Below are 20,320 nucleotides of genomic sequence, written 5' to 3'. Positions count from 1 at the left end.
TTAGGGGCGGGGAGTCCCCTTAACCTCAACTCAAGCTTTTTACCTCAGCCTCAACCTGTCCTATGAACCGGCAGCATTATCAGAAAGGCGCTGCCGACTCCCAGCGTGCTTTTCACCTCAATCTTCCCGGCGTTATTTTCCACCAGACCATAGGAAATCGACAGCCCCAGGCCGGTGCCGTCCGATTTGGTCGTGAAAAAGGGATCAAAGATGCGTGGCAGGTCTTCCTCGGCTATGCCATGCCCGGTGTCCCGGATCTCGGTGGAGACATAGGCGCCGTCCGGGGACAGGGAGGTGGTTATGGTCAGGGTGCCGCCATCCGGCATGGCATGGCAGGCATTGATGAAGAGGTTGACGAACACCTGCTGGATCTGGTTGGGATCCACGTACACATCCGGCACTTCCCGCTCCAGGTTGAGGACGATGTCTATGTCGAAAAACGTGGGCTGGTGCTGGATCAGGTTGAGCACCTTGTCGATGATCGTTCCGAGCGGCGATGATTCCTTGTGTGGTACCGCTTCCCGGCTGAATTCGAGCAGTTGCCGCACGATATCGGCGCAGCGTCTGCTTTCGCTGATGATCTTGTCCAGATCCTGCTTGAGCATCGGATCAAGGCTCCGGTCGTTACTCAGGATAGAGGAATAGAGCAGTATGCCGGTCAGCGGATTGTTGATCTCATGGGCAATGCCGGCCACCAGCTTGCCCAGCGAGGCCAATTTTTCGGAGCGGTAGAGCTGCGCTTCGATGCGCTTGATCTCGAGACTGCGTTCCTCCACCTTGTGTTCCAGGCTGCTGGCCCATTCCCTGAGTTCCTTCCTGGCCTTGCCCAGGCTGTCGGTCATATGGTTGACCGCCTCGGAAAGATGCCCCAACTCGTCGGTCGTGGTAACCGGCACCCGGGCATCCATATTCCCCGAAGCGACCAGGGCGGTGTGCCGCACCAGGCGCTGTACCGGCAGGTCCACCAGGTGCTTGGTCATATAGGTCATCAGGATGCTGATCAGCACCAGGAGCATGCAGGCCATGACAATGAACTGCAGTCGGTACTCATGGGATTTCTGCTGCAGATAATCCAGCGAAACGCTGATGTCCAGCACCCCCAGAACCTTATCGTCAAAACGGTGGAAATGGCACGATCCCGCCGAACAGCCGGGCTGATTGTAGATGGCCTTGGTGAATCCCAGTCCCTCCGTGCCGCCGGTATTCTGATAGATCCGGCTGCGGTTCATGGAAGATGCTGACAGGCGCGGATTATCGCTGCCGTGGCACATGCTGCAGGCTTCGCCCTTCTTGTCGATCATCGTGCCGATTTCTTTGGCGATGTTCGAATAGACAACCTTTCCCGACCGATCTATCAAACGCAGATGCTCGATGCTACGACTTTGGGCGATGCGGTCGATCAACTGGTACAGGCCGGCCTTATCGTTCTTCATCATGGCGTCGTAGGCGCTCTGGTTGATGATCTCCGCCATCTGGTCCACGTTGGAGGCGGCGTAATCGATCATGACCTTTCGGAAGTTCCTGAGATTGACGTGGTCCAGGAGCCACATGAATCCGATCAGGATCAGAGAGGTAGCCAGAGTCAGTTTGACGATCAGCGACGGGCGAATCTGCATCGTCAGGTCCTTATGGCGAACGGCATGGTATGAAGCCTCCGAAAGGGGACGTTGTGCAGGGGGCAAAGCGCCGGAAAAACAGCCGGATTCTTTTGACGATATCGTTACAAACGGCCGGCAATGCCCGCCTGGCTTGCAATCAGCCCGCCAGTGCGGTATTCTCCCCCGGCATTGTTGAATATGCTGTTAATTGGCCATTTGTAATTCTACTACAGAAAATGGGCTTTCCCACCCAAACCGCTTAAATTCCGGACTTGGTCCACAAGGAGGATCGAACGTGCGCCTGACCCCCGCCACCGAACTGGAGCATCGCTGCAGCAGACTGCAGCAGCTGATGGCCGAGGAACACCTGGATGCCGTCATCATCATGCAGAACGCCGACCTGTTCTATTTCACCGGCACGGTGCAGAGTGGAAGCCTGTACGTTCCGGCCCAGGGGCAGCCGCTGTACATGGTGCGTAAGGAGTGGAGCCGGGCCCGGATGGAGTCGGGACTGAAAGAGGTGATTCCCTTCTCCACCCTGCGGGACATTCCCGCCAAGCTGGCGGAGTACGGGTATCCGCAGCCGAAGAAAATCGGGCTGGAACTGGATGTGCTGCCGGTCAATTTTTTCGAGCGATACCGCACGGTCTATCCCGATGCCGCCTATTGCGATGCCACACCGCTGATCCGCAGGGTGCGCATGATCAAGTCCCACTACGAGATCCACCTGATGATGGAGGCAGCCGATCAGGTCCACCGTGTCTGGCAGAGGGCTGCCGAGGTAATCCGCCCGGGAATGACCGACCTGGAACTGGCTGCGGAGCTGGAGTTCACCGCCCGCAAGCTCGGACATCAGGGGCTGGTGCGCATGCGCAGTTTCAACTCCGAGCTGTTCTACGCCCAGATATTCTCCGGAACGGACAGCGCCGTGCCCTCCTACTCCGATACCCCTCTGGGGGGGCTGGGACTTAACACCTCCTTCGGCCAGGGCGCAGGTTTGAAACGGATCGAGCCGGACGAGCCGATCCTGGTCGATTTCGGCGCCTGCGCCGACGGGTATCTGGTGGACCAGACCCGCGTCTTCGCCATTGGCAGGCTCTCGGACAATCTGACCAGGGGCTATGACGACATGCTCAGGGTGCAGGAACTGATGAAGGAACTGGCCAAGCCCGGCACCCCCTGGAGCACGATCTATGACGAATGCCTGGCCCTGGCGACGCGGCTCGGCCATGGCCGGAACTTCATGGGCGCTGCCGGGTCCCAGGTCTCTTTCATAGGCCATGGGCTGGGGGTCGAAATCGATGAATATCCCTTCATTGCCCGCGGCTTTTCGGAAATGGTGCTGGAGGAGGGCATGGCCTTTGCCTTCGAGCCCAAGCTGGTCTTTCCGGGGGAGGGGGCCATCGGCATCGAAAACACCTTCTATCTCAGTCATGACGGGCTCAAACAGCTGACCCATTCCAGCGAAAAAATAGTGATTCTGCCCCGCTGAAGCGGCGTTAAATTTTTTGTTGCAATTTAAAGCCGCTGTCGATATAACTACGGCACTCGATTGTATACAGTATCCTAAAAAAAGATTTTCGCTTGCCACAACCAATTGCTCTGCTATCCTTTTTCAGGACACCCCTGGCAGACTAATGAGCACGCCTTTGTTTTCCGGCTTCCACCCCGGTTTGAAAATAAAATATCTGCAGCACTGCTGAACAGGCTCGACGTTTATCTCTGTATACCCCACCACGAAAGGAGAATACCCAGATGGCATTGAAAGAGACACTGAAGCAGAAGATCGAGGAGCATCGTCCCCGCACCACCAGGCTCGTCAAGGAATTCGGCAAAGTCATCATCGACCAGGTCAACATTGACCAGTGCATCGGTGGCGCCCGCGACATCCGCAGCCTGGTCACCGACATCTCCTATCTGGACCCGCAGGAGGGTATCCGTTTCCGCGGCAAGAACATCCCCGAGACCTTCGAGGCCCTGCCCAAGGCTGCCGGCTCCGCCTATCCGACCGTTGAATCCTTCTGGTATTTCCTGCTGACCGGCGATGTCCCAACCCAGGCCCAGGTCGAAGAAGTCGTGGCTGAGTGGAAGACCCGCCAAGTCGTGCCCCAGTACGTATTTGACGCCATCCGCGCCCTGCCCAAGGAAAGCCACCCGATGGTCATGCTGTCGGTTGGTCTTCTGGCCCTGCAGAAGGACTCCAAGTTCGCCGGCTTCTACAATTCGGGCAAGTTCAACAAGATGACCGCCTGGGAATACGTCTATGAAGACGCCAGCGACATCGTGGCCCGCATTCCGATCATCGCCGCCTTCATCTACAACCTCAAGTACAAGGGCGACAAGCAGATCGCCATCGATCCCACGCTCGACATGGGCGCCAACTTCGCCCACATGATCGGCCAGAAGGAAGAGTACAAGGACGTTGCCCGCATGTACTTCATCCTGCACTCCGACCACGAGTCCGGCAACGTTTCGGCCCACACCACTCACCTGGTGCACTCGGCCCTGTCCGACCCCTACTATGCCTACTCCGCAGGCCTGAACGGCCTGGCCGGCCCGCTGCACGGCCTTGCCAACCAGGAAGTGCTCGACTGGACCCTCAAGTTCCAGGAGAAGTACTGCAAAGACATCGAGCCGACCAAAGAACTGATCACCAAGGCTCTCTGGGATACCCTCAATGCCGGCCAGGTCATCCCCGGTTACGGTCACGCCGTTCTGCGCAAGACCGACCCGCGCTACATGGCTCAGCGCGAGTTCTGCCTGGCTACCCCGGGCCTGAAGGACGACAAGCTGTTCAAGCTGGTCTCCATGATTTTCGAAACCGCACCGGGCGTTCTGACCGAGCACGGCAAGACCAAGAACCCCTGGCCGAACGTCGACGCACAGTCCGGCGTCATCCAGATGTACTACGGCGTCACCGAGTTCGACTACTACACCGTGCTGTTCGGTGTGGGGCGTGCTCTGGGCTGCATGGCCAACATCACTTGGGACCGCGGTCTGGGCTATGCCATCGAGCGTCCCAAGTCCGTTACCACCGCCATGCTGGAGAAGTGGGCCGCAGAGGGTGGCCGTCAGCTGTCCTGATCCGACTCGCAGCAAACGACACACCGATGGGGATGCGGCAACGCATCCCCATTTTCATTTCTGCTTGCAAAATGACATGAAGATCTATATAAAAGGACAAACTTTGTCGTATTACATTTGGTGAATTACCACGGAGGGGTAGAATGGGAGCATCCATCAAGGGAACAAAGACCGAACAGAACCTGCTCAAATCGTTTGCCGGCGAAAGCCAGGCCCGCAGCCGCTACACCTATTTCGCGGCAGCTGCCAAGAAAGAGGGATACGTCCAGATCGCCGACATCTTCGAGGAGACCGCCAACCAGGAAAAGGAGCATGCCAAGCGTTTCTTCAAATTCCTGGAAGGGGGAGATGTGGAGATCACCGCCTGCTTCCCTGCGGGGAGGATCGGCAGCACTGCGGAGAATCTGCTGGCTGCGGCCAACGGCGAACATGAGGAGTACAGCCAGCTGTATCCCGAATTCGCCGCCACGGCCAAGGAAGAGGGATTCCCCGAGATCGCCGCTGCCTGGAATGCCATATCCGTAGCGGAAAAACAGCACGAAAAGCGCTACCGCGAGCTTCTGGCCAACATTGAAGCGGACAGCGTGTTTGTGCGCGAAGAGGAGACCACCTGGCGCTGTCGTAATTGCGGTTACGTCCACCACGGCAAGGCAGCACCCGAGGTATGCCCGGCCTGTGTCCATCCCAAGGCGCATTTCGAGCTTCTGGGTGAAAACTGGTAATCAGGGCTGTTGTCAGCCCACTCTATTGAAAAGGAGGAAAAGAACATGCCGAATCTTCTGGAAGTATACAAATGCGATCTGTGTGGCAATATCGTCGAGGTGGTCCATGGCGGCGGATCCAATCTGGTCTGCTGCGGCCAGAACATGACTCTGCAGGCCGAGAACACGGTGGATGCGGCCAAGGAGAAACATGTTCCGGTGATCGAGGTGGTGGAAGGCGGAGTCAAGGTTACCGTCGGAAGCGTTGTGCATCCGATGGAGGAAAAACACTACATCGAGTGGATCGAAATCGTTGCCGACGGCAAGGCCTATCGGCAGTTCCTCAAGCCAGGGCAGACTCCCGAGGCCTTTTTCCCGGTCCAGGCCGCCAACCTTACTGCCCGTGAGTACTGCAACCTGCACGGACAGTGGGCTGCCAAGGCCTGATTTATTTCGACGGATCCTGTCACATGAAAGGGGGGCGGCCTGACAAGGCCGCCCCCCTTTCGCATTCAGCATCAGAGCCGGATCTATTGTTCCGTCCCTATCCCCCCACCTGCGACATGGCGAAATTGCTGTGCGCATAGCCGTCGCAGGACATGCCGTGGCGTTCCGGCTTGCCGGCCACGATTCCCTTCAGCACCTCCCGCAGCCGCTGAGGATCGGCGGGGCGCAGGAACGGAACCAGGTCGGTCCTCTCGTCGGAAAACAGACACCCCTTGGCCTGGCCGGTTGCGGTAACCCGGATGCGGTTGCATTCGCTGCAGAAGTGGCCGGACACGGCAGTGATGATGCCTATGCTGCCGCTGGCGCCGGGGATGCGGAAATCCCGTGAAGGGCCGGCGTAGGCCCCCTTGTCCACCTGCTCCAGGGGATAACGCTCTGCTATCCGCTGCAGGATCTCTTTCCCGGAGATGCAGAAACGCTGCCATCCCGGTTCCTTTACGACCGGCATGTATTCGATGAAGCGGACGGAATTGCCGCGTTCGCGTGTCATTTCGGCGAAGTCGAGGATTTCGGAGTCGTTGACCCCGCGCATGACAACCACGTTGATCTTGGGGGGAGGAAAACCTGCCCGTTCGGCTGCTTCGAGTCCGGACAGCACGCGCTGTATGTCTCCCCCCCGCGTGATCTCGGCAAAGGTCTTGGAATCGAGCGAATCGAGGCTGACGTTCAGGCGCTGCACTCCGGCCCGAAAAAGATCCTCGGACATCTGTTCCAGCAGCAGTCCGTTGGTGGTCAGGGCCAGATGCCTGAGCCCCCCGATGGCTGCCAGCCTTTCCAGAAAACCGATCAGTCCGGCCCGTACCAGCGGTTCGCCCCCGGTAATGCGTATCTTCTCGATCCCCAGCCCAACCGCGGTCTCGGCAATCAGGTGCAGCTCCTCGTACGAGAGAACCGCGTCGTGTCCCGTTTTGACGATCCCTTCCTTGGGCATGCAATAGAAGCAGCGTATGTTGCAGCGGTCGGTGACCGACAGGCGCAGGTAATTTATGTGTCTCCCCAAGGAGTCGATCAGTTGCATGTATGAGTCCTTTTATCCGGCTGGTACATATGCTATCAATATTGGATCAATGACGGCCATTTGGCAACCAGGAATCAGCATTCCTGCCATCTTCGGCCGCAGTGACCGGCGCCGGCCGGGCAGGGGGGGCACATGGGCAGAACTGCGATGAAACGTCTGAACCGGAACAAACGGTCCGGATGGGCCCCGGAGCAGCTTTTGCCCGGTTTTAATTAGCCTAAAGTGATTGCCTTCCGTGGCCATTCTCTTGTATAAGAGGGGTCCGTATACGAATTCCCCCGCGGCAGCCCGCCGTCCCTGCCACCTGAGACGGGAGAGCACCATGATTCTTCTTGAAAGATTCCTCAGCTTCACCTCCATAACGCTGAAACGATTCATCTTCACGGCGACCATGATCGTTTCGACGATCACCTTTGTCTCGGTGATCGGCATCATGTCCTGGATCATGCTGCGGCAAGCCCAAGAGGATTCCGAGCGGGCCTCCGTCGCCATCGCGCGCCAGATCAGGGCCTCGATGATTCAGGCCATGGAACGCGGTCTCTCGCGCACCGAGATGGAAAACATACTGCGCGGTTTCCGTCAGCAGGTTTCTGGAGAGTTCAGCATCACCCTGCATCCTGCAGCCCCCCAGGGAACGGAAAACGACCCGGATATCGCGGCCGTATTCGCCCAGGGCGAACCGCTGCATCAGCGCTCCTTTCCCGTGTTTCAGCATCTGCTCCCCCTCAAGGCGGAGGCCGGCTGCATTGCCTGCCATCCCGGCGTCAAACCGGGAGACGTGCTGGGAGTGCTGGAAATCAAGGAGGATATCACCGAGGTGAGCGATGCCATGGTGTACCGCGCTTTCCTCTGTTTCAACCTGCTGTTGCCGATTCCCCTGCTGATGGCCTCCCTGGTCTCCCGTTTCGTAAACCGCCATCTGGGCGAGGCGATCGCCAGGCTCAACAACAAGGTGCAGAGCGTCACCAGGATTTCCGACCTGACCAAGGTGGGCATGGAACTGGAGGCCGAATCCGAAACCCTCAAGTTCGGAGAGCTGGAAGAGATCTACGGCGGGTTCGGCACGTTTGTCCAGCGCATAAAGGACATGGCGGTCGGCAAGGAGATGCTGGAGTTCGAGATCAAGGTGCTGGAGCGCTTCATCATCACCGGCGACTCCATCCGTGACTGGAAGGAACGGGTCAGCTACCTGCTGGAAGAAATCAACAAGGTAATGCCGGCCTATGCCCTGTTCTGCATCTTCCAGATCGAGGAAGAGATCTACGATATCGAGGTTTTCTGGGCCGCTCCCCCGTCGCCGGCGACCCGCCAGGTGATGGAAGAGATCATCCACCAGCAGGCGGAGCGCGAAAATCTCCGGTCGCATGATGGGGTCTCCATCCAGCTGACCCACAACATCGCCAACGAGAAGCGTGCGCCTCTGGAGCTCACCGTCCAGGAGATAGAGCTGGAAACCAAGTCGCTGTACCTGGAGCGGCCGCAGATCGGCGGCGTTGTAGGTATCGGAGTCCAGTCGCAGATCATGAAGGACCCGATCCGCTCGCTGGTCATCAACAGCATTCTGACCACCCTGCTGAATGTGGTCGGTTCCATCAAGGCGATCTATAAATACACCAAGGACCTGGAATACTACGCCACCCGTGATCCCCTGACCAACCTCTACAACCAGCGGGTGTTCTGGGAATTGCTTGGCTATGAAATCGGCCGCGCCGAGCGGCATAACTATCATTTCGGCGTGCTGGTGATCGACCTGGACAACTTCAAGCATATCAACGACACCTACGGTCACCTGGTGGGAGACAAGTACCTGGCAAAGATCGCGGAAACCATACACGACTGCCTCCGTACCGGCGACATACTTTCGCGCTACGGCGGAGACGAATTCGCGCTGGTGCTGCCGGAAGCCGATCAGGAGCAGGTGTTCATGGTGGCGGACCGGATCAGGGAGGCCATGGCTGGCATGACGCTGGTCTCTCCGGACGGTGCCAAGATACGCGCCACCGGATCCATCGGCTTCGCCATCTACCCGACCCACGCGCTCAAGGCCAAGGATCTGTTCCTGTTCGCCGACAACATGACCTACAAAGCAAAAGGGCTGGGTAAAAACTGCATTGCCATCCCCACCAACGACGATGTCGTGGAGGTGTTCCAGAAGAGCAACGAGATGTCGCGGGTCCTGTTGCAGGCACTGGAGGAACGGCAGGTCATACCGTTCTTCCAGCCGATCGTTACCACCGACACCCGGGAGATTGTCTGCCATGAAGTGCTCTGCCGACTGGTGGTGGAGGGCAGGATTACGCCGGCAGCCGAGTTCATCGAGGTTGCCGAGCGGCTGGGAGTTGTCAGCCGTCTGGACGGCATCCTGATGGAAAAGGTCTTTGAAAAGGCGCATGCGGCGGGCTACGAGGGGTACCTTTTTATCAACCTTTCCCCCAAATCACTGATACTGAAGGATTTCGTCCCCTCAATCATCAGGCTGACCCACCAGTACCGGATCCGGCATGACCGGGTGGTGTTCGAGATTACGGAACGGGAAACGGTGAAGAACATGACCCTGCTGGAGAACTTCGTCCAGGACCTGAAGCTGGAGGGTTTCAAGTTCGCCATCGACGATTTTGGCTCCGGTTTTTCGTCGTTCCAGTACATCCGCAGGCTGCCGATCGATTTCGTCAAGATCGAGGGGATCTTCGTGCGGAACATGCTGAGCGACGCAAAGGACATGGCCTTTGTGAAGACCCTGGCGGTGCTGGCCCACGAGTTCGGCATCCAGACCATCGCCGAATATGTCGAAACCGAAGAGGTGCTGAATGCGATCCGCGATCTGGGCATCGATCTGGCCCAGGGATACCATACCGGCAGGCCGGGACCGGATCTCCTGCTGACCGGGCGGAAAGAGTGAGAACCCGCAAAGCGGTACAGGGAGAACAACCATGGAAGTAAAAGCAGTATCGTTTGTGGCAAAATCGGGCACGGGCAAGACGACCCTGCTCGAGAAGGTAATCGTCCTGCTGAAGGAGCGGGGCTACCGGATCGGGGTCATCAAACACGATGCCCATCGCTTCGAGATCGACCATCCCGGTAAGGACAGCTACCGCCTGACCGCTGCCGGTGCCGATACCATGCTGATTTCTTCTCCCGAGAAGCTCGCCATGGTGAAGAAGCATGCCGCCTCGCCCCCCCTCGAGGAGCTGCTCGATTATTTCAGGGACATGGATATCGTGCTGACCGAGGGATTCAAAAAGAGCGCATTGCCGAAGATCGAGCTGCATCGCCGCGAGCGCAGCGCCGCTCTGCTGTGCCGGGGAGAGGAGCACGATCCCGCTCTCATTGCGGTGGCCAGCGACGAGCCGCTGGAACTGGACGTGCCGGTCCTCGACCTGAACGATGCGGCCCAGGTGGCGTCGTTCATTGAGGAGCGCTTCCTCAGATAGTTCACCGGCGTTCCGGCACATCCGGGTGGAGGCGGCCGATTTCTCGGAACATTAAAGCGGAACAGTGACGAAAAGTCTTGTCATATCAGTGTCTTGAAAATAAATTCAGCTCATTGCTTTACATCCGGCACCCATACGGTACACTTGAATCAGCCTGTTTCCGAAAAAGGTAAACCCGGAAGAAATTTCGGGGACACAAAGCCGACGGACCCGTTATGAAAATAACAGGTAGCCGCGCTGCCGAAGAAACAGGTGAAAATCTCGAAAGCCGCCGGCCTGCCGGCGGCTTTTCCCATTTCCCCGTCAATGCAGGGGCGGAGGATTACCTCCCTAGCTCCGCTTCATCCGGTTTCCCCCCTTGAGCCTCTTCAGCAGTTCGCCCTTTCCCAGCGTATTGAGCACGTTCCCCTTTTCCAGCCAGCCCCGCCGAGCAACCGCTATTCCGTAGGGCAGGGCATCGAAGTTGTCGATGACATGGGTATCGGTATTGATCGCCACCGCCACCCCCAGTTCTCCGGCCCGCCGTGCAGAAGCATCGTTCAGGTCGAGCCGCAGCGGATAGGCATTGATTTCAAGGGCGGTGCCGGTTTCCTGGGCCACCCGCAGCACTTCCTCCATATCGACCGGATAGGGCTCCCGCTCGCCGATCAGCCGGCCGGTGGGATGCCCGATGATCGAGACAAAGGGGTTGCGCATGGCAGCGACGAGACGGGCGGTAATCTGCTCGCGCGGCTGCCTGAATCCGGAGTGGATCGAGGCGATCACCAAGTCGAGATCCCGCAGCACATCATCCGGAAAATCAAGCCTGCCGTCCCCTAGGATGTCCATCTCAGTGCCGTGCAAGATGGTGAAGCCGGGATTGCTGCGGTTGAATGCCTCGATCTCCCGGTGCTGTTCCAGCAGCTGTTCGATCGTCAGGCCGCGTGCCATGGCCAGGCTGCGGGAGTGGTCGGTCAGGGCAATGTAGGACAGGCCCCGCTCTCTGGCAGCCTCTGCCAGCTTTTCCAGCGAATGGGAACCATCGCTCCTGCGGGAGTGGACATGCAGGTCTCCCCGGATGTCGGCTTTCGTTACCAGCCGGGGAAGCGCACCTGCCAGGGCTGCCTCGATCTCTCCCCGGTCTTCGCGCAATTCCGGTTCGATAAAGGGCAGCCCGAGGATGCGGTAGATCTCCTGTTCCTCCTCGCCACCCAGGCGCTGGTCCCCTTTTTCGGTGAAAATGCCGTATTCGTTGATCTTCAACCCCAAACGCACCGCCATGTCACGGAGCCGCACGTTATGGTTCTTGGCGCCGGTGAGATAGGCCAGCGCGGCACCGAAAGATTCCCGGCCGACCACCCGCAGGTCCACCTGGACCCCGTGTCGCACCAGCACGGTGGATTTCGTCAACCCATGGCTCACCGGACGCTCCACCTGGGGCAGGGCCACAAAGGCCGCCATCAGCGCCGCCGGATCGGTGGAGGTGGCGACGAGATCGATGTCCCTGACGGTATCCTTCCAGCGCCTGATGCTTCCGGCAACCTCGATCCGCTCAAGAGCGGCATGTTTCCTGAGCTCCTCCGCCAGTTCATGGGCCAGGGGGAGCATCCGTCCCAGGGGAAAGCGCTCCCGCCCCCGCTTCACCAGGGCAAGTCCTCTCAGGATATTCTGCTCGGCCTGGCTCCGGATCTTGGGCAGCCCTGCCAGCCGGTGCTCGGATGCAGCCCGCTCCAGATCGTCCAGACTGCGTATCCCCCCTTTTTCGTAGAGCAGTCGGGCAGTCTTGGGACCCAGACCGGGGACGGCCAGAAGTTCCAGCATCCCGGGCGGCACATCCTGCCTGAGCTGTTCGTGGACCGCAATGCTGCCCGTGTCGAGATACTCCTCGATCTTTGCGGCAAGATCGCGGCCTATGCCGGGGATTTCCAGCAGTTCCTTGTGCGAGAGCGTGGCCACATCCCGGGCAAGCCCCTCCATGTTCAGCGCTGCCCGGCGGTATGCCCTGATCTTGAAGATGTCGTATCCCCTGAATTCCTGGATGTCGGCAATCTCCGTAAATATGCGGGCGATCTCGATATTTTTCATGGTGTCACCTTCTAGAAGTATAGCTTCATTCCGGAAACGTGCCTCCCTCTGCGTTGAACGGTGCAGAGGGCGATCACCTGCCGGACGGGTTTGCCCATGAAACATCGTGCGGAACGTATTCAGCGGGATAGGTTGAGGGTTTGCAGGGGAGTAGTCCACGGCAGGAACAGGTATGTCAGGGAGGTGGCGGAGCAACGGGGGTGCCAGGTAAACGCCTGCTCCAACAGAGACGGAGGCGGTCACGGCTCTGGCGCAATGCCCCCAACGGCCCGTCTCACCGGAGACGGGCCGTTGGGGGGAGCTTATGCTTTCTGGAGTTTTTTCCTCAGTCCGACCATGCCTGCCAGAGCCGAGCCGAGCAGCAGGCAGGTGGCAGGCTCAGGAACCGGGGCCGGAGCAGAGGTTGACTGGATGCTGCCGGTAGCACTGACCGGTACCAGGTCTGTGGCAGGGTCCAGGTCGAGAACGGTGCCGGAGAGATCGAGTTGGCTGGTGCCGACGCCGATGCCGGTGAAGTACAGCGAGGCCAACGTAGTATCGCTGGTAACCCCGTTCAGGGAGGCCAGTCCGGCGTCGAAGGTCACGATGTTGGTGCTGCCGGCCGATGGGGGGGTGAAGCCGGCCAGGTAGTCGTTTGTGATCGGGGTGCTGAACAGCAGGCTGTCGAAGCGCAGGATGGCAGGGTCGAAGGTGAGGGCCAGGTTGAAACCGAACAGCTGTTCGCCGGGGGTGACGGAAAGGTTTACATCCACCCGGGAACTGCCGCCGGTCTGGATCGACTGGAAGTTGGGGGAGAGCGTGACACTGTAGGCCAGGGCATGGCCGGTCAGCGCGAACAGGCAGAACAGGATGAACATCGGGATGAATCGCTTCATGACGGTCTCCTTGAATGAATGGTGAGGCGGTCATCGCTGCGGATGGCCGCCGTATGCATCGCTTAGATACCCTGCATTATGGTGTAGAAAAAGCGGGCGTCGAGCAGGTCGACCTTGCCGTCCCGATTGAGATCAAAGGCCGGATTGCGGAGCGTTGTCTTGCGGATCTCCGCCAGGAGGATGGCGTAATCCGCATTGTCGACCTTGCCGTCCTGGTTGAAGTCGGGGAAGTTCGGGTCGAAGCGAACGATGTATGGTCTCATCATCTCGTTGTCCTCATGTTCGACGATATGGCAGTGCCATACATACTCGCCGGGGATGTCGAATTTGGCCTTGATGCGGGTGATCTGCCCCGGCATTGCCACCACCGTGTCCTTGTAGCCTTCCTCGTTGGGATTGACCGGGGTCGGCGATCCGAGCGGGGCAAAGGTGACCGGGTCGAAATCCTGGCGATCGAGGACCAGGAAGCGCACCAAGTGCAGGTGGATCGGATGGGCATCCACGGTGGTGTTGAAAATCTGCCATTCCTCGACGGCATTCAGCAGCGGGGCTTCGGTGACCGGTTCTGCCCACAGCTTTGGTATGCTGATCGGATTGTTGCCGGCATCCTGCGTCAGGACACCCAGCAGGGCTGCCTTGGGCCCCATCGGGAATCCGCCGGCAGTGGCGCAGGCATTGAGGAAAACCGACGGATCATCGGGAGTGAAAGGCACATTCGGAATGGCCACCAGCGAGCCATTGACCTCCTGCACGCATACCTGATTCGATTCCAGTTCGTTGAGGGTCAATTGGCGGGTATTGGTAGTGGCCCCGAGCTGGCCTTCCGCCGGCAGGACCAGGTTTTGCGGAGGCGTGGCAGTGGCGTCCGTTGCCTGCGTGAGGGTGCTGTTGACCACAAACTGCATCACCTGACCGGTGGTGCCGGGATCGGAGGGATCATCCGGGAAACCGCCGAAGGGGGCATCCGGCGCGGTATTGATCATGCGGACTACGGTACCAGTGGGAAGATTGCGGAAGTCGACGATCACGTCGGCCCGTTCGGCCGGCCCCATCAACAGCGCCCTCGGATTGGCGGGATCAGGGGTAACCGTCGGCAGGGTCCCGTTGCCCGGCAGCTGGGCGGCAAAACCGGTCTGTATCATGGCCACCTTGGGCAGGAAGCCCTGCTCGGCCCCGATCTGGAAGAAGGGTAGCTCCGCTCCGAGGGTCTCGTTGGCTGTACCGGGATTCAGAACCTGAAACAGGGCCAGGTTGAGTGTACGGGAGTTGCAGCCGTCCAGCAGGCGCAGGCGATACAGGGCGGGTGCCACTTCCAGCTGCGGCCAGGTGTTGCCATTGACCACCATGGTATTGAAAAAGGCCTCCGGATTCCAGATAGGGGCGATGTCGGAGCCGGGTACAAAAGGAATGTCCAGTACCCCGGCCCCGGGGAACTGCTCGGGCTGCGCCGGAACGTTCAGCTCTTCGAAGAAGGCGCGGTTGCCGGGGTAGAACAGGGAACCATCGGCATTGAAGGATCTGTCCTGGATCGCGAGGGGGATCTCGCGGATCTTGGCGCGCACCGAGGGGGTAAAGTTGGGATCCCCCCCCGCTGTCTTGGGAGCAGGGCCGGGTAGATAGGCCATGTTGCCCTGGTTGTCCCTGACATGGCCGTCGCCGTTGATTCCTCCGCGGATCAGCCAGAATCCGGCTGGTCCGGCATAGACATTGTTGCGGGTCATGCCCAGGGCATGGTCGTGGTACCAGAGCGTTGCGGCAGGCTGGTTGTTCTCGTACCCGTAATACGCCGATCCCGGAACCGTGTTGGTGTTGTCGAACTGGTCGAACTTGGACCCCCGTTTGGCATAGCCGGCCGGAATGTTGTTCGCCGCCGGCAGCCACCATGCCTCCGGATATCCGTCGCTCTGGGGGTTGACATGGGAGCCGTGGACATGCGTCACGAGCGGAACCGGACCGGTATAGGGAGCCGGATTCATGGTCATGCAGTCGGTGTGGTTGCCGCCGTCGGCGCAGCCGGTGGCAGGCGGATTGGCCCAGTGCAGGGTCTGATCGACGGTCAGGAGGTGGGGCAGGAAATTACCGCTGGCATCTTTCAGGTCATTGATCCAGCGTACTTTTGTCTGGCTGCCGGAGGTATTCTCCACCGTAAAGGCGGGGTAGTTGAAGGAAATGCCGCTGGAAAGCGGGGCCGGAGCCACGAAATTCGCCGGCAGGACATCTTGGGCTCGGCCGTAGCTCCAGACCGTGGTGGACGGGAAACCGGATGGCAGGATCTGCTGCCTGAACTGGCGCACGGCAATGTTGTAGTCCGCTGCAGGATTGCCGGGTTGGACGGTACTTTTCGGCATTACCGGCGGTATGACCAGGGGGGTCGCAAATTTGGGGATGGTGGTCGGATCAAGCGTGCCTCCCGGCACCGGCGCGGCCGATACAACAGTCATGTGCCCCTGGGTCAACAGGACCAGCCCCGCTCCCAGGGCGACAGCCCTTCGTTTGAATCCCGTTCCGTCATGCATGTCGTGTGTGCTCCTTTCTCTTTGGAGATTAGCCGCTTGATTTTAGGACAAGCACCAAGGCATCACTGGAGTATGGCCGCATGATGCCTCGGCTGTAATCGGACCGAGACATCGGCGTTTGGACTAACCGCAATGAGACGTATCACAGCAATAAGGGTGCCTAATTTTAATTATTTAATGTTGTTGTGTAATTTGGTTTGAGGGTGGCGGAGAGTGTAAAGTGTTCCGACGCTTCGCCGGATTGTGTTTACACTAAAAAGGGGCAGGACAGCGGGCGGAAATGGAACCGCAAAGGTGGGGAAAGCGAGCCCGTTACGGGCGTTCAGCTGCGTTGCACGATGCCGGTGGTGAATATGTCCATGTAGTGTCGGATCAGCTCTTCGTCCCGCTCGGGGGAGTGGTTGATGAACTCCTGGGTGGCCAGGGTGCTGAGAAAGTAATAGTTGACCATGCCGGCCATGGCAAGGGCGGTGTCCTCGGGGTTCAGCCCCTGGCGGAACTGCTGCTGCGCGATACCCTGCTCGATAATCTCGATCAGGATCTGCAGCACCTTGCGGATGGCGGGTTGAACGATGGTGGCGAAGCCGCGGGTAGGGGTGGTGAGTTCGCTGGTGTAGAAACGCAGCAGCAGAGGGTTGCTGCGGTGCCGTTTGATCGACCAGCGGATGTATTCTTCGATCTTCTCCAGCGGGGTGGCATCCTTTTCCCGGATGTCGTCGATGTAATCGAAACAGGCGAACTGTTCCTGCAGGACCGACCAGTACAGCCCCTCCTTGCCGTCGAAGTAGTACGAAACCATCGATATACTGACGCCGGCGGCGGTGGAGAGTTCCCTGATGCTGACGCCATGCAGTCCCCGCTCCGCAAAGAGGGCGGTAGCGGTTGAAACCAATCTGGTGCGGTAATCCTGTCGGTCCATGGGCGTACCCTATCAGACCTCCCCCGGAATGCGCGACAAAAAAATGATCGGGCTTCAAAGTTTCATTGCATTCTGCCGGGGATATGGTACATATAAATCAAACGTTCGTTAGAATGGGACGTGTCACGGCACACCGGCCGGAAAAGGAGATAATCGCCATGCCGATTTATGAATACCGCTGTGAAGGGTGCGGCAAAAAGTTCCAGGTTGTGTCCACGATCAGTGAACACCGCCGCGGTGGAGTTGTGTGTCCTCAGTGCAACAAGGGATTTGCGCTGCTGCAGTATCGCGAAGCCCATGCCTGGGAGAACCGGCGTCTGCCACAGCCCCGCATCTGAAGCAGCGGTCGAGAAACCGGCAATACCTGTCCCGCTAACGCCCGGGCCGGCCCCACGCGTGCCGGCCTTTTTGCGTTCATTTTCCATCGGGCGCGCGCTCCTCAGTCCATCCCGCCAATTCCCCGTTGACTCCCACCTTTCAGGCAGCACTGCCCCTGCGTCCTTTTGTCTTTTTTGCGGATCTGTAGTAGTATGCCGCTCCCTTACATCACCGATACAGGAGCCGTAATGAAATTGACCGCAGAACAGGCATGCATCGTTGTCCCGTATATCATCGAAGCGACCGGACTGAAACCGTTTCAGGTCGAACATACCGTCGAACTGCTGCAGGAAGGTGCCACAGCCCCTTTTATTGCCCGGTATCGCAAGGAACGTACCGGGGAACTCGACGAGGTGCAGATCCGCCTCGTGGAGGAGCAGCTGTGCTATTTCGGCGAGCTGCAGGAGCGCAAGGCAACCGTGCTGCGCTCGATTGAAGAGCAGGGCAAGCTGACTCCGGAGCTCAGGCAGCGCATCGAGAATTCGCGCCAGAAAAACGAAGTCGAGGACCTGTACCTCCCCTACAAGCCCAAGCGCCGCACCAAGGCGACCATTGCCCGCGAGCGGGGGCTGGAGCCGCTGGCCGACATCATCGCGGCCCAGGAACTGCGGGAGGGCAGCCCGGAGCAGGCAGCCCAGCCATTTGTCGATCCGGAACAGGAGGTGCCCGATGCGGCTGCGGCCCTGGAAGGGGCTGGCCATATTCTGGCCGAACGGCTGGCCGAAGATATCGATAGCCGCGCCGTGGCGCGCCGCCTGACCGGCGAGCAGGGGGTGATGGTCTCGCGGGTGGCGTCCGACAAGCAGGGGCAGGTCACCAAGTTCGAGATGTATTACGATTACCGGGAACCGCTGACTGCGATCCCCTCCCACCGCATGCTGGCCATGCGCCGCGGCGAGAAGGAGGAGGTGCTCTATCTGTCGATCGATGCGCCGGCCGAGCAGATCCTGTCAGGCCTGAAGGCGCGCCTGATCCGGCAGGAGAGCGTTTTCACACCATTGCTGGAACGGGTTGCGGAAGATGCCTACAAGCGGCTGATCTCTCCCTCCATCGAGGTGGAACTGCGCCTGGAGGCAAAGGAGCGGGCGGACCAGGAAGCCATCGCGATCTTTGCCCGCAACCTGCGCGACCTGCTGCTGGCCCCGCCGGCCGGAGGCAAACGGGTATTGGGTATAGATCCCGGCTTCCGCACCGGCTCCAAACTGGCGGCAGTGGATGCCACCGGACGCTTTCTGGAGCATGTGACGGTCTATCCGCACATCGGCGAGGGGCGTATTCCCCAGGCCCGGCAGGACTTCCTGCGCCTGGTGGAGACGCACGGCATCGAGATGATTGCGGTGGGCAACGGTACTGCCGGACGGGAGATGGAGATTTTTTCCCGGGAGACCCTGGCCGGTGCGGGACGACACCTGCCGGTGGTTTCGGTCAGCGAGGCGGGCGCCAGCGTTTATTCGGCCTCGGACATCGCCCGGGAGGAATTCCCTGATCTGGACCTGACCGTGCGGGGGGCCATTTCGATCGCCCGCAGGCTGCAGGACCCGCTGGGGGAACTGGTCAAGGTCGATCCGAAAAGCATCGGCGTGGGGCAGTACCAGCACGATGTCAACCAGTCCCTGCTCAAGAAGTCCCTGGACGGTGTGGTGGAGTCGTGCGTCAACTACGTGGGGGTCGACCTGAACACCGCTTCCTGGGCGCTGTTGTCCTATGTCTCCGGTCTGGGACCGTCACTGGCCAAGGCGATTACCCGTCATCGCGACGAAAACGGCCCGTTCCCCTCGCGGCAGGCACTGTTGAAGGTAGCGCGCTTCGGGGCCAAGGCCTTTGAACAGTCGGCCGGCTTCCTGCGCATCAGGGGAGGGGAGCATCCGCTGGATAACACCGCCGTGCATCCGGAGCGTTACCCGCTGGTGGAGGCCATGGCCGCCGACCTGGGGGTGTCCCTGACGCAGCTGGCTTCGGATCAGGCGCTGATCGCCCGCATCGATCCCCGGCGCTACGTGACGGAGGAGATCGGCCTGCCGACCCTGAACGACATCATCGCGGAACTGAAGAAACCGGGGCGCGACCCGCGCAGTCAGTTCCAGAGCGCCGCCTTCAGGGAGGACATCCGCGAGATCGGCGACCTGAAGGTCGATATGGTGTTGCAGGGTGTGGTGACCAATGTGACCGCTTTCGGCGCTTTTGTGGACATCGGCGTCCACCAGGACGGGCTGGTGCACGTGAGCCATCTGGCCAAGCGCTTCGTCAAGGATCCCAACGATGCCGTCAAGACCGGGCAGGTGGTCAAGGTCAAGGTGCTGGCAGTGGAACCGCAGCGCAAACGGATCTCGCTTTCCATCAAGGAGGCACCGCAGGGGGAGAGTTGAAGCAGGGAAGGGGACGTTAAGAGGCCTCTGGCACAGAGGGCACAGAGGAAAAACTTTTCAAAAAAAAATCAAGGGATAGACAGGAGTTGAAAGGATTGTAAAAATCAGGACCGGAAGAATTTGGGGTCACAGGCCTTTCAGGTCTTATCCTGTTCATCCCTGTGAGCGATAGTTTGCCGTTGTTATTTCAATTGTCCCAGAAAAACCGCGTGACGCAGCCCGCCCCGGCCGGGGCGGGTGGTGCTGACCGTAAATCCGGCCTTTTGCAGGCGCCGGTCAAAGCCTTCGTCGTACTGCTCGCCCCACACTGCCACCGTTCCTCCCGGTCTGAGTGCCCGCCGCATGTTCTCGATGGCCCGGCTGCCGTAAAGGGGGTCGCCGACAGGATCTGTTTTCGCGTGGGGTCCCCGGTAGAGGTCCAGCACGAGAGCATCGAAGCGCGCTTCTCCCCCCTCGGCGGCGCTGCGGCGGATCAGATCGGCCACATCCCCGATCCGCACCTCGACGCGCGGGTCGGCCACGGCATTGCCGGTCAGCTCCGCCAGCGGTCCCCGGCACCATTCCAGCACCACCGGGTTGAGTTCCGCCACCACAATGCCGGCCGCAGCGGGCAGACTGTCGAGCACCCCCCGCAACGTGCAGCCCATCCCCAGCCCGCCCACCAGCACCCGCGGACGCTCCCGCTCCTGCAGGCCGCGGCAACCGAGTCGTCCCAGTTCTACCTCGGAGCGGTTGGCCAGGCTGTTCATCAGAACCTGATTGCCGATCATGATCAGGAAGTCGCGTTCGCCCCGTTGACGCAGCTCCAAAGCACCTTCGTCCGTTTCTATCCTGTCGATGATCTTCCAGGGTTGTGCCATGGT

General features: G+C 59.7%; 15 protein-coding genes and 1 riboswitch. Of the genes, 8 read left to right on the top strand and 7 right to left on the bottom strand.

Annotation, left to right across the window (positions count from 1 at the left end):
- Positions 1-50 precede the first annotated feature (50 nt).
- Complete coding sequence (locus GSVR_RS13390; protein ID WP_173202174.1) at positions 51-1,616, bottom strand: sensor histidine kinase; 1,566 nt, start codon at positions 1,614-1,616, stop codon at positions 51-53.
- 277 nt (positions 1,617-1,893) lie between these two features.
- Here GSVR_RS13390 and GSVR_RS13385 point away from each other — a divergent pair, with 277 nt between their 5' ends.
- The 4 genes from GSVR_RS13385 (at position 1,894) to GSVR_RS13370 (ending at position 5,830) form a co-directional block, all read left to right on the top strand.
- On the top strand, positions 1,894-3,090 hold the full coding sequence (locus GSVR_RS13385; protein WP_173202175.1) for a Xaa-Pro peptidase family protein: 1,197 nt from the start codon (positions 1,894-1,896) through the stop codon (positions 3,088-3,090).
- 263 nt (positions 3,091-3,353) lie between these two features.
- Positions 3,354-4,682, top strand: coding sequence for a citrate (Si)-synthase (locus GSVR_RS13380; RefSeq protein WP_173202176.1), 1,329 nt, complete (start codon positions 3,354-3,356; stop codon positions 4,680-4,682).
- Between the two features lie 143 nt (positions 4,683-4,825).
- Positions 4,826-5,404 (top strand): rubrerythrin, encoded by a 579-nt coding sequence (gene rbr / locus GSVR_RS13375; RefSeq protein WP_173202177.1) that lies wholly within the window; start codon positions 4,826-4,828, stop codon positions 5,402-5,404.
- Positions 5,405-5,449: 45 nt separating this feature from the next.
- Positions 5,450-5,830, top strand: coding sequence for a desulfoferrodoxin (locus tag GSVR_RS13370; protein ID WP_173202178.1), 381 nt, complete (start codon positions 5,450-5,452; stop codon positions 5,828-5,830).
- 97 nt (positions 5,831-5,927) lie between these two features.
- Here the strand turns inward: GSVR_RS13370 and moaA are convergent, their stop codons facing one another.
- Positions 5,928-6,908 (bottom strand): GTP 3',8-cyclase MoaA, encoded by a 981-nt coding sequence (moaA, locus tag GSVR_RS13365; RefSeq protein WP_173202179.1) that lies wholly within the window; start codon positions 6,906-6,908, stop codon positions 5,928-5,930.
- Positions 6,909-7,230: 322 nt separating this feature from the next.
- Between moaA and GSVR_RS13360 the strand changes: the two genes are divergently transcribed.
- Together GSVR_RS13360 and mobB are read left to right on the top strand one after the other, a co-directional pair.
- Positions 7,231-9,807: a bifunctional diguanylate cyclase/phosphodiesterase gene (locus tag GSVR_RS13360; protein WP_173202180.1), complete on the top strand. Its 2,577-nt coding sequence runs from the start codon at positions 7,231-7,233 to the stop codon at positions 9,805-9,807.
- A gap of 31 nt (positions 9,808-9,838) precedes the next feature.
- The gene (gene mobB, locus GSVR_RS13355) at positions 9,839-10,339 is read left to right on the top strand and encodes a molybdopterin-guanine dinucleotide biosynthesis protein B (protein ID WP_173202181.1); all 501 of its coding nucleotides are present in this window, start codon (positions 9,839-9,841) and stop codon (positions 10,337-10,339) included.
- A 158-nt stretch (positions 10,340-10,497) separates the two neighbouring features.
- A riboswitch (cyclic di-GMP riboswitch) is annotated at positions 10,498-10,584 on the top strand.
- Between the two features lie 85 nt (positions 10,585-10,669).
- Here mobB and polX read toward each other — a convergent pair.
- The 4 genes from polX to GSVR_RS13335 form a co-directional block, all read right to left on the bottom strand.
- The gene (polX, locus tag GSVR_RS13350) at positions 10,670-12,403 is read right to left on the bottom strand and encodes a DNA polymerase/3'-5' exonuclease PolX (protein ID WP_173202182.1); all 1,734 of its coding nucleotides are present in this window, start codon (positions 12,401-12,403) and stop codon (positions 10,670-10,672) included.
- A gap of 302 nt (positions 12,404-12,705) precedes the next feature.
- A complete protein-coding gene (locus GSVR_RS13345; protein ID WP_173202183.1) occupies positions 12,706-13,278 on the bottom strand; it encodes a PEP-CTERM sorting domain-containing protein in 573 nt (190 codons plus the stop codon).
- A gap of 62 nt (positions 13,279-13,340) precedes the next feature.
- The gene (locus GSVR_RS13340; RefSeq protein ID WP_173202184.1) at positions 13,341-15,794 is read right to left on the bottom strand and encodes a multicopper oxidase domain-containing protein; all 2,454 of its coding nucleotides are present in this window, start codon (positions 15,792-15,794) and stop codon (positions 13,341-13,343) included.
- A 322-nt stretch (positions 15,795-16,116) separates the two neighbouring features.
- Positions 16,117-16,713 (bottom strand): TetR/AcrR family transcriptional regulator, encoded by a 597-nt coding sequence (locus GSVR_RS13335; RefSeq protein ID WP_173202185.1) that lies wholly within the window; start codon positions 16,711-16,713, stop codon positions 16,117-16,119.
- 83 nt (positions 16,714-16,796) lie between these two features.
- Between GSVR_RS13335 and GSVR_RS22420 the strand changes: the two genes are divergently transcribed.
- A complete protein-coding gene (locus GSVR_RS22420) occupies positions 16,797-17,051 on the top strand; it encodes an FmdB family zinc ribbon protein (protein WP_370552036.1) in 255 nt (84 codons plus the stop codon).
- A gap of 228 nt (positions 17,052-17,279) precedes the next feature.
- Positions 17,280-19,457: a Tex family protein gene (locus tag GSVR_RS13325; RefSeq protein WP_173202187.1), complete on the top strand. Its 2,178-nt coding sequence runs from the start codon at positions 17,280-17,282 to the stop codon at positions 19,455-19,457.
- A 182-nt stretch (positions 19,458-19,639) separates the two neighbouring features.
- Here GSVR_RS13325 and GSVR_RS13320 read toward each other — a convergent pair whose 3' ends face one another.
- Positions 19,640-20,317: a spermidine synthase gene (locus GSVR_RS13320; RefSeq protein WP_173202188.1), complete on the bottom strand. Its 678-nt coding sequence runs from the start codon at positions 20,315-20,317 to the stop codon at positions 19,640-19,642.
- Positions 20,318-20,320 lie beyond the last annotated feature (3 nt).

It is taken from the genome of Geobacter sp. SVR, assembly GCF_016865365.1.
GTDB lineage: Bacteria > Desulfobacterota > Desulfuromonadia > Geobacterales > Pseudopelobacteraceae > Pelotalea.
Note: the sequence above shows the minus strand (reverse complement) of the source record. Positions and strands in the feature narration are given on the sequence as shown.

Bases quoted from the DNA above. Each gene is read 5' to 3' on its own strand.
- GSVR_RS13380 (WP_173202176.1), top strand. From the start codon at position 3,354: ATGGCATTGAAAGAGACACTGAAGCAGAAGATCGAGGAGCATCGTCCC.
- GSVR_RS13340 (WP_173202184.1), bottom strand. From the start codon at position 15,794: ATGCATGACGGAACGGGATTCAAACGAAGGGCTGTCGCCCTGGGAGCG.
- moaA (WP_173202179.1), bottom strand. From the start codon at position 6,908: ATGCAACTGATCGACTCCTTGGGGAGACACATAAATTACCTGCGCCTG.
- rbr (WP_173202177.1), top strand. From the start codon at position 4,826: ATGGGAGCATCCATCAAGGGAACAAAGACCGAACAGAACCTGCTCAAA.
- GSVR_RS13360 (WP_173202180.1), top strand. From the start codon at position 7,231: ATGATTCTTCTTGAAAGATTCCTCAGCTTCACCTCCATAACGCTGAAA.
- GSVR_RS13325 (WP_173202187.1), top strand. From the start codon at position 17,280: ATGAAATTGACCGCAGAACAGGCATGCATCGTTGTCCCGTATATCATC.
- GSVR_RS13335 (WP_173202185.1), bottom strand. From the start codon at position 16,713: ATGGACCGACAGGATTACCGCACCAGATTGGTTTCAACCGCTACCGCC.
- GSVR_RS13370 (WP_173202178.1), top strand. From the start codon at position 5,450: ATGCCGAATCTTCTGGAAGTATACAAATGCGATCTGTGTGGCAATATC.
- GSVR_RS13345 (WP_173202183.1), bottom strand. From the start codon at position 13,278: ATGAAGCGATTCATCCCGATGTTCATCCTGTTCTGCCTGTTCGCGCTG.
- polX (WP_173202182.1), bottom strand. From the start codon at position 12,403: ATGAAAAATATCGAGATCGCCCGCATATTTACGGAGATTGCCGACATC.
- GSVR_RS13320 (WP_173202188.1), bottom strand. From the start codon at position 20,317: ATGGCACAACCCTGGAAGATCATCGACAGGATAGAAACGGACGAAGGT.
- GSVR_RS13390 (WP_173202174.1), bottom strand. From the start codon at position 1,616: ATGCAGATTCGCCCGTCGCTGATCGTCAAACTGACTCTGGCTACCTCT.
- GSVR_RS22420 (WP_370552036.1), top strand. From the start codon at position 16,797: ATGGTACATATAAATCAAACGTTCGTTAGAATGGGACGTGTCACGGCA.
- mobB (WP_173202181.1), top strand. From the start codon at position 9,839: ATGGAAGTAAAAGCAGTATCGTTTGTGGCAAAATCGGGCACGGGCAAG.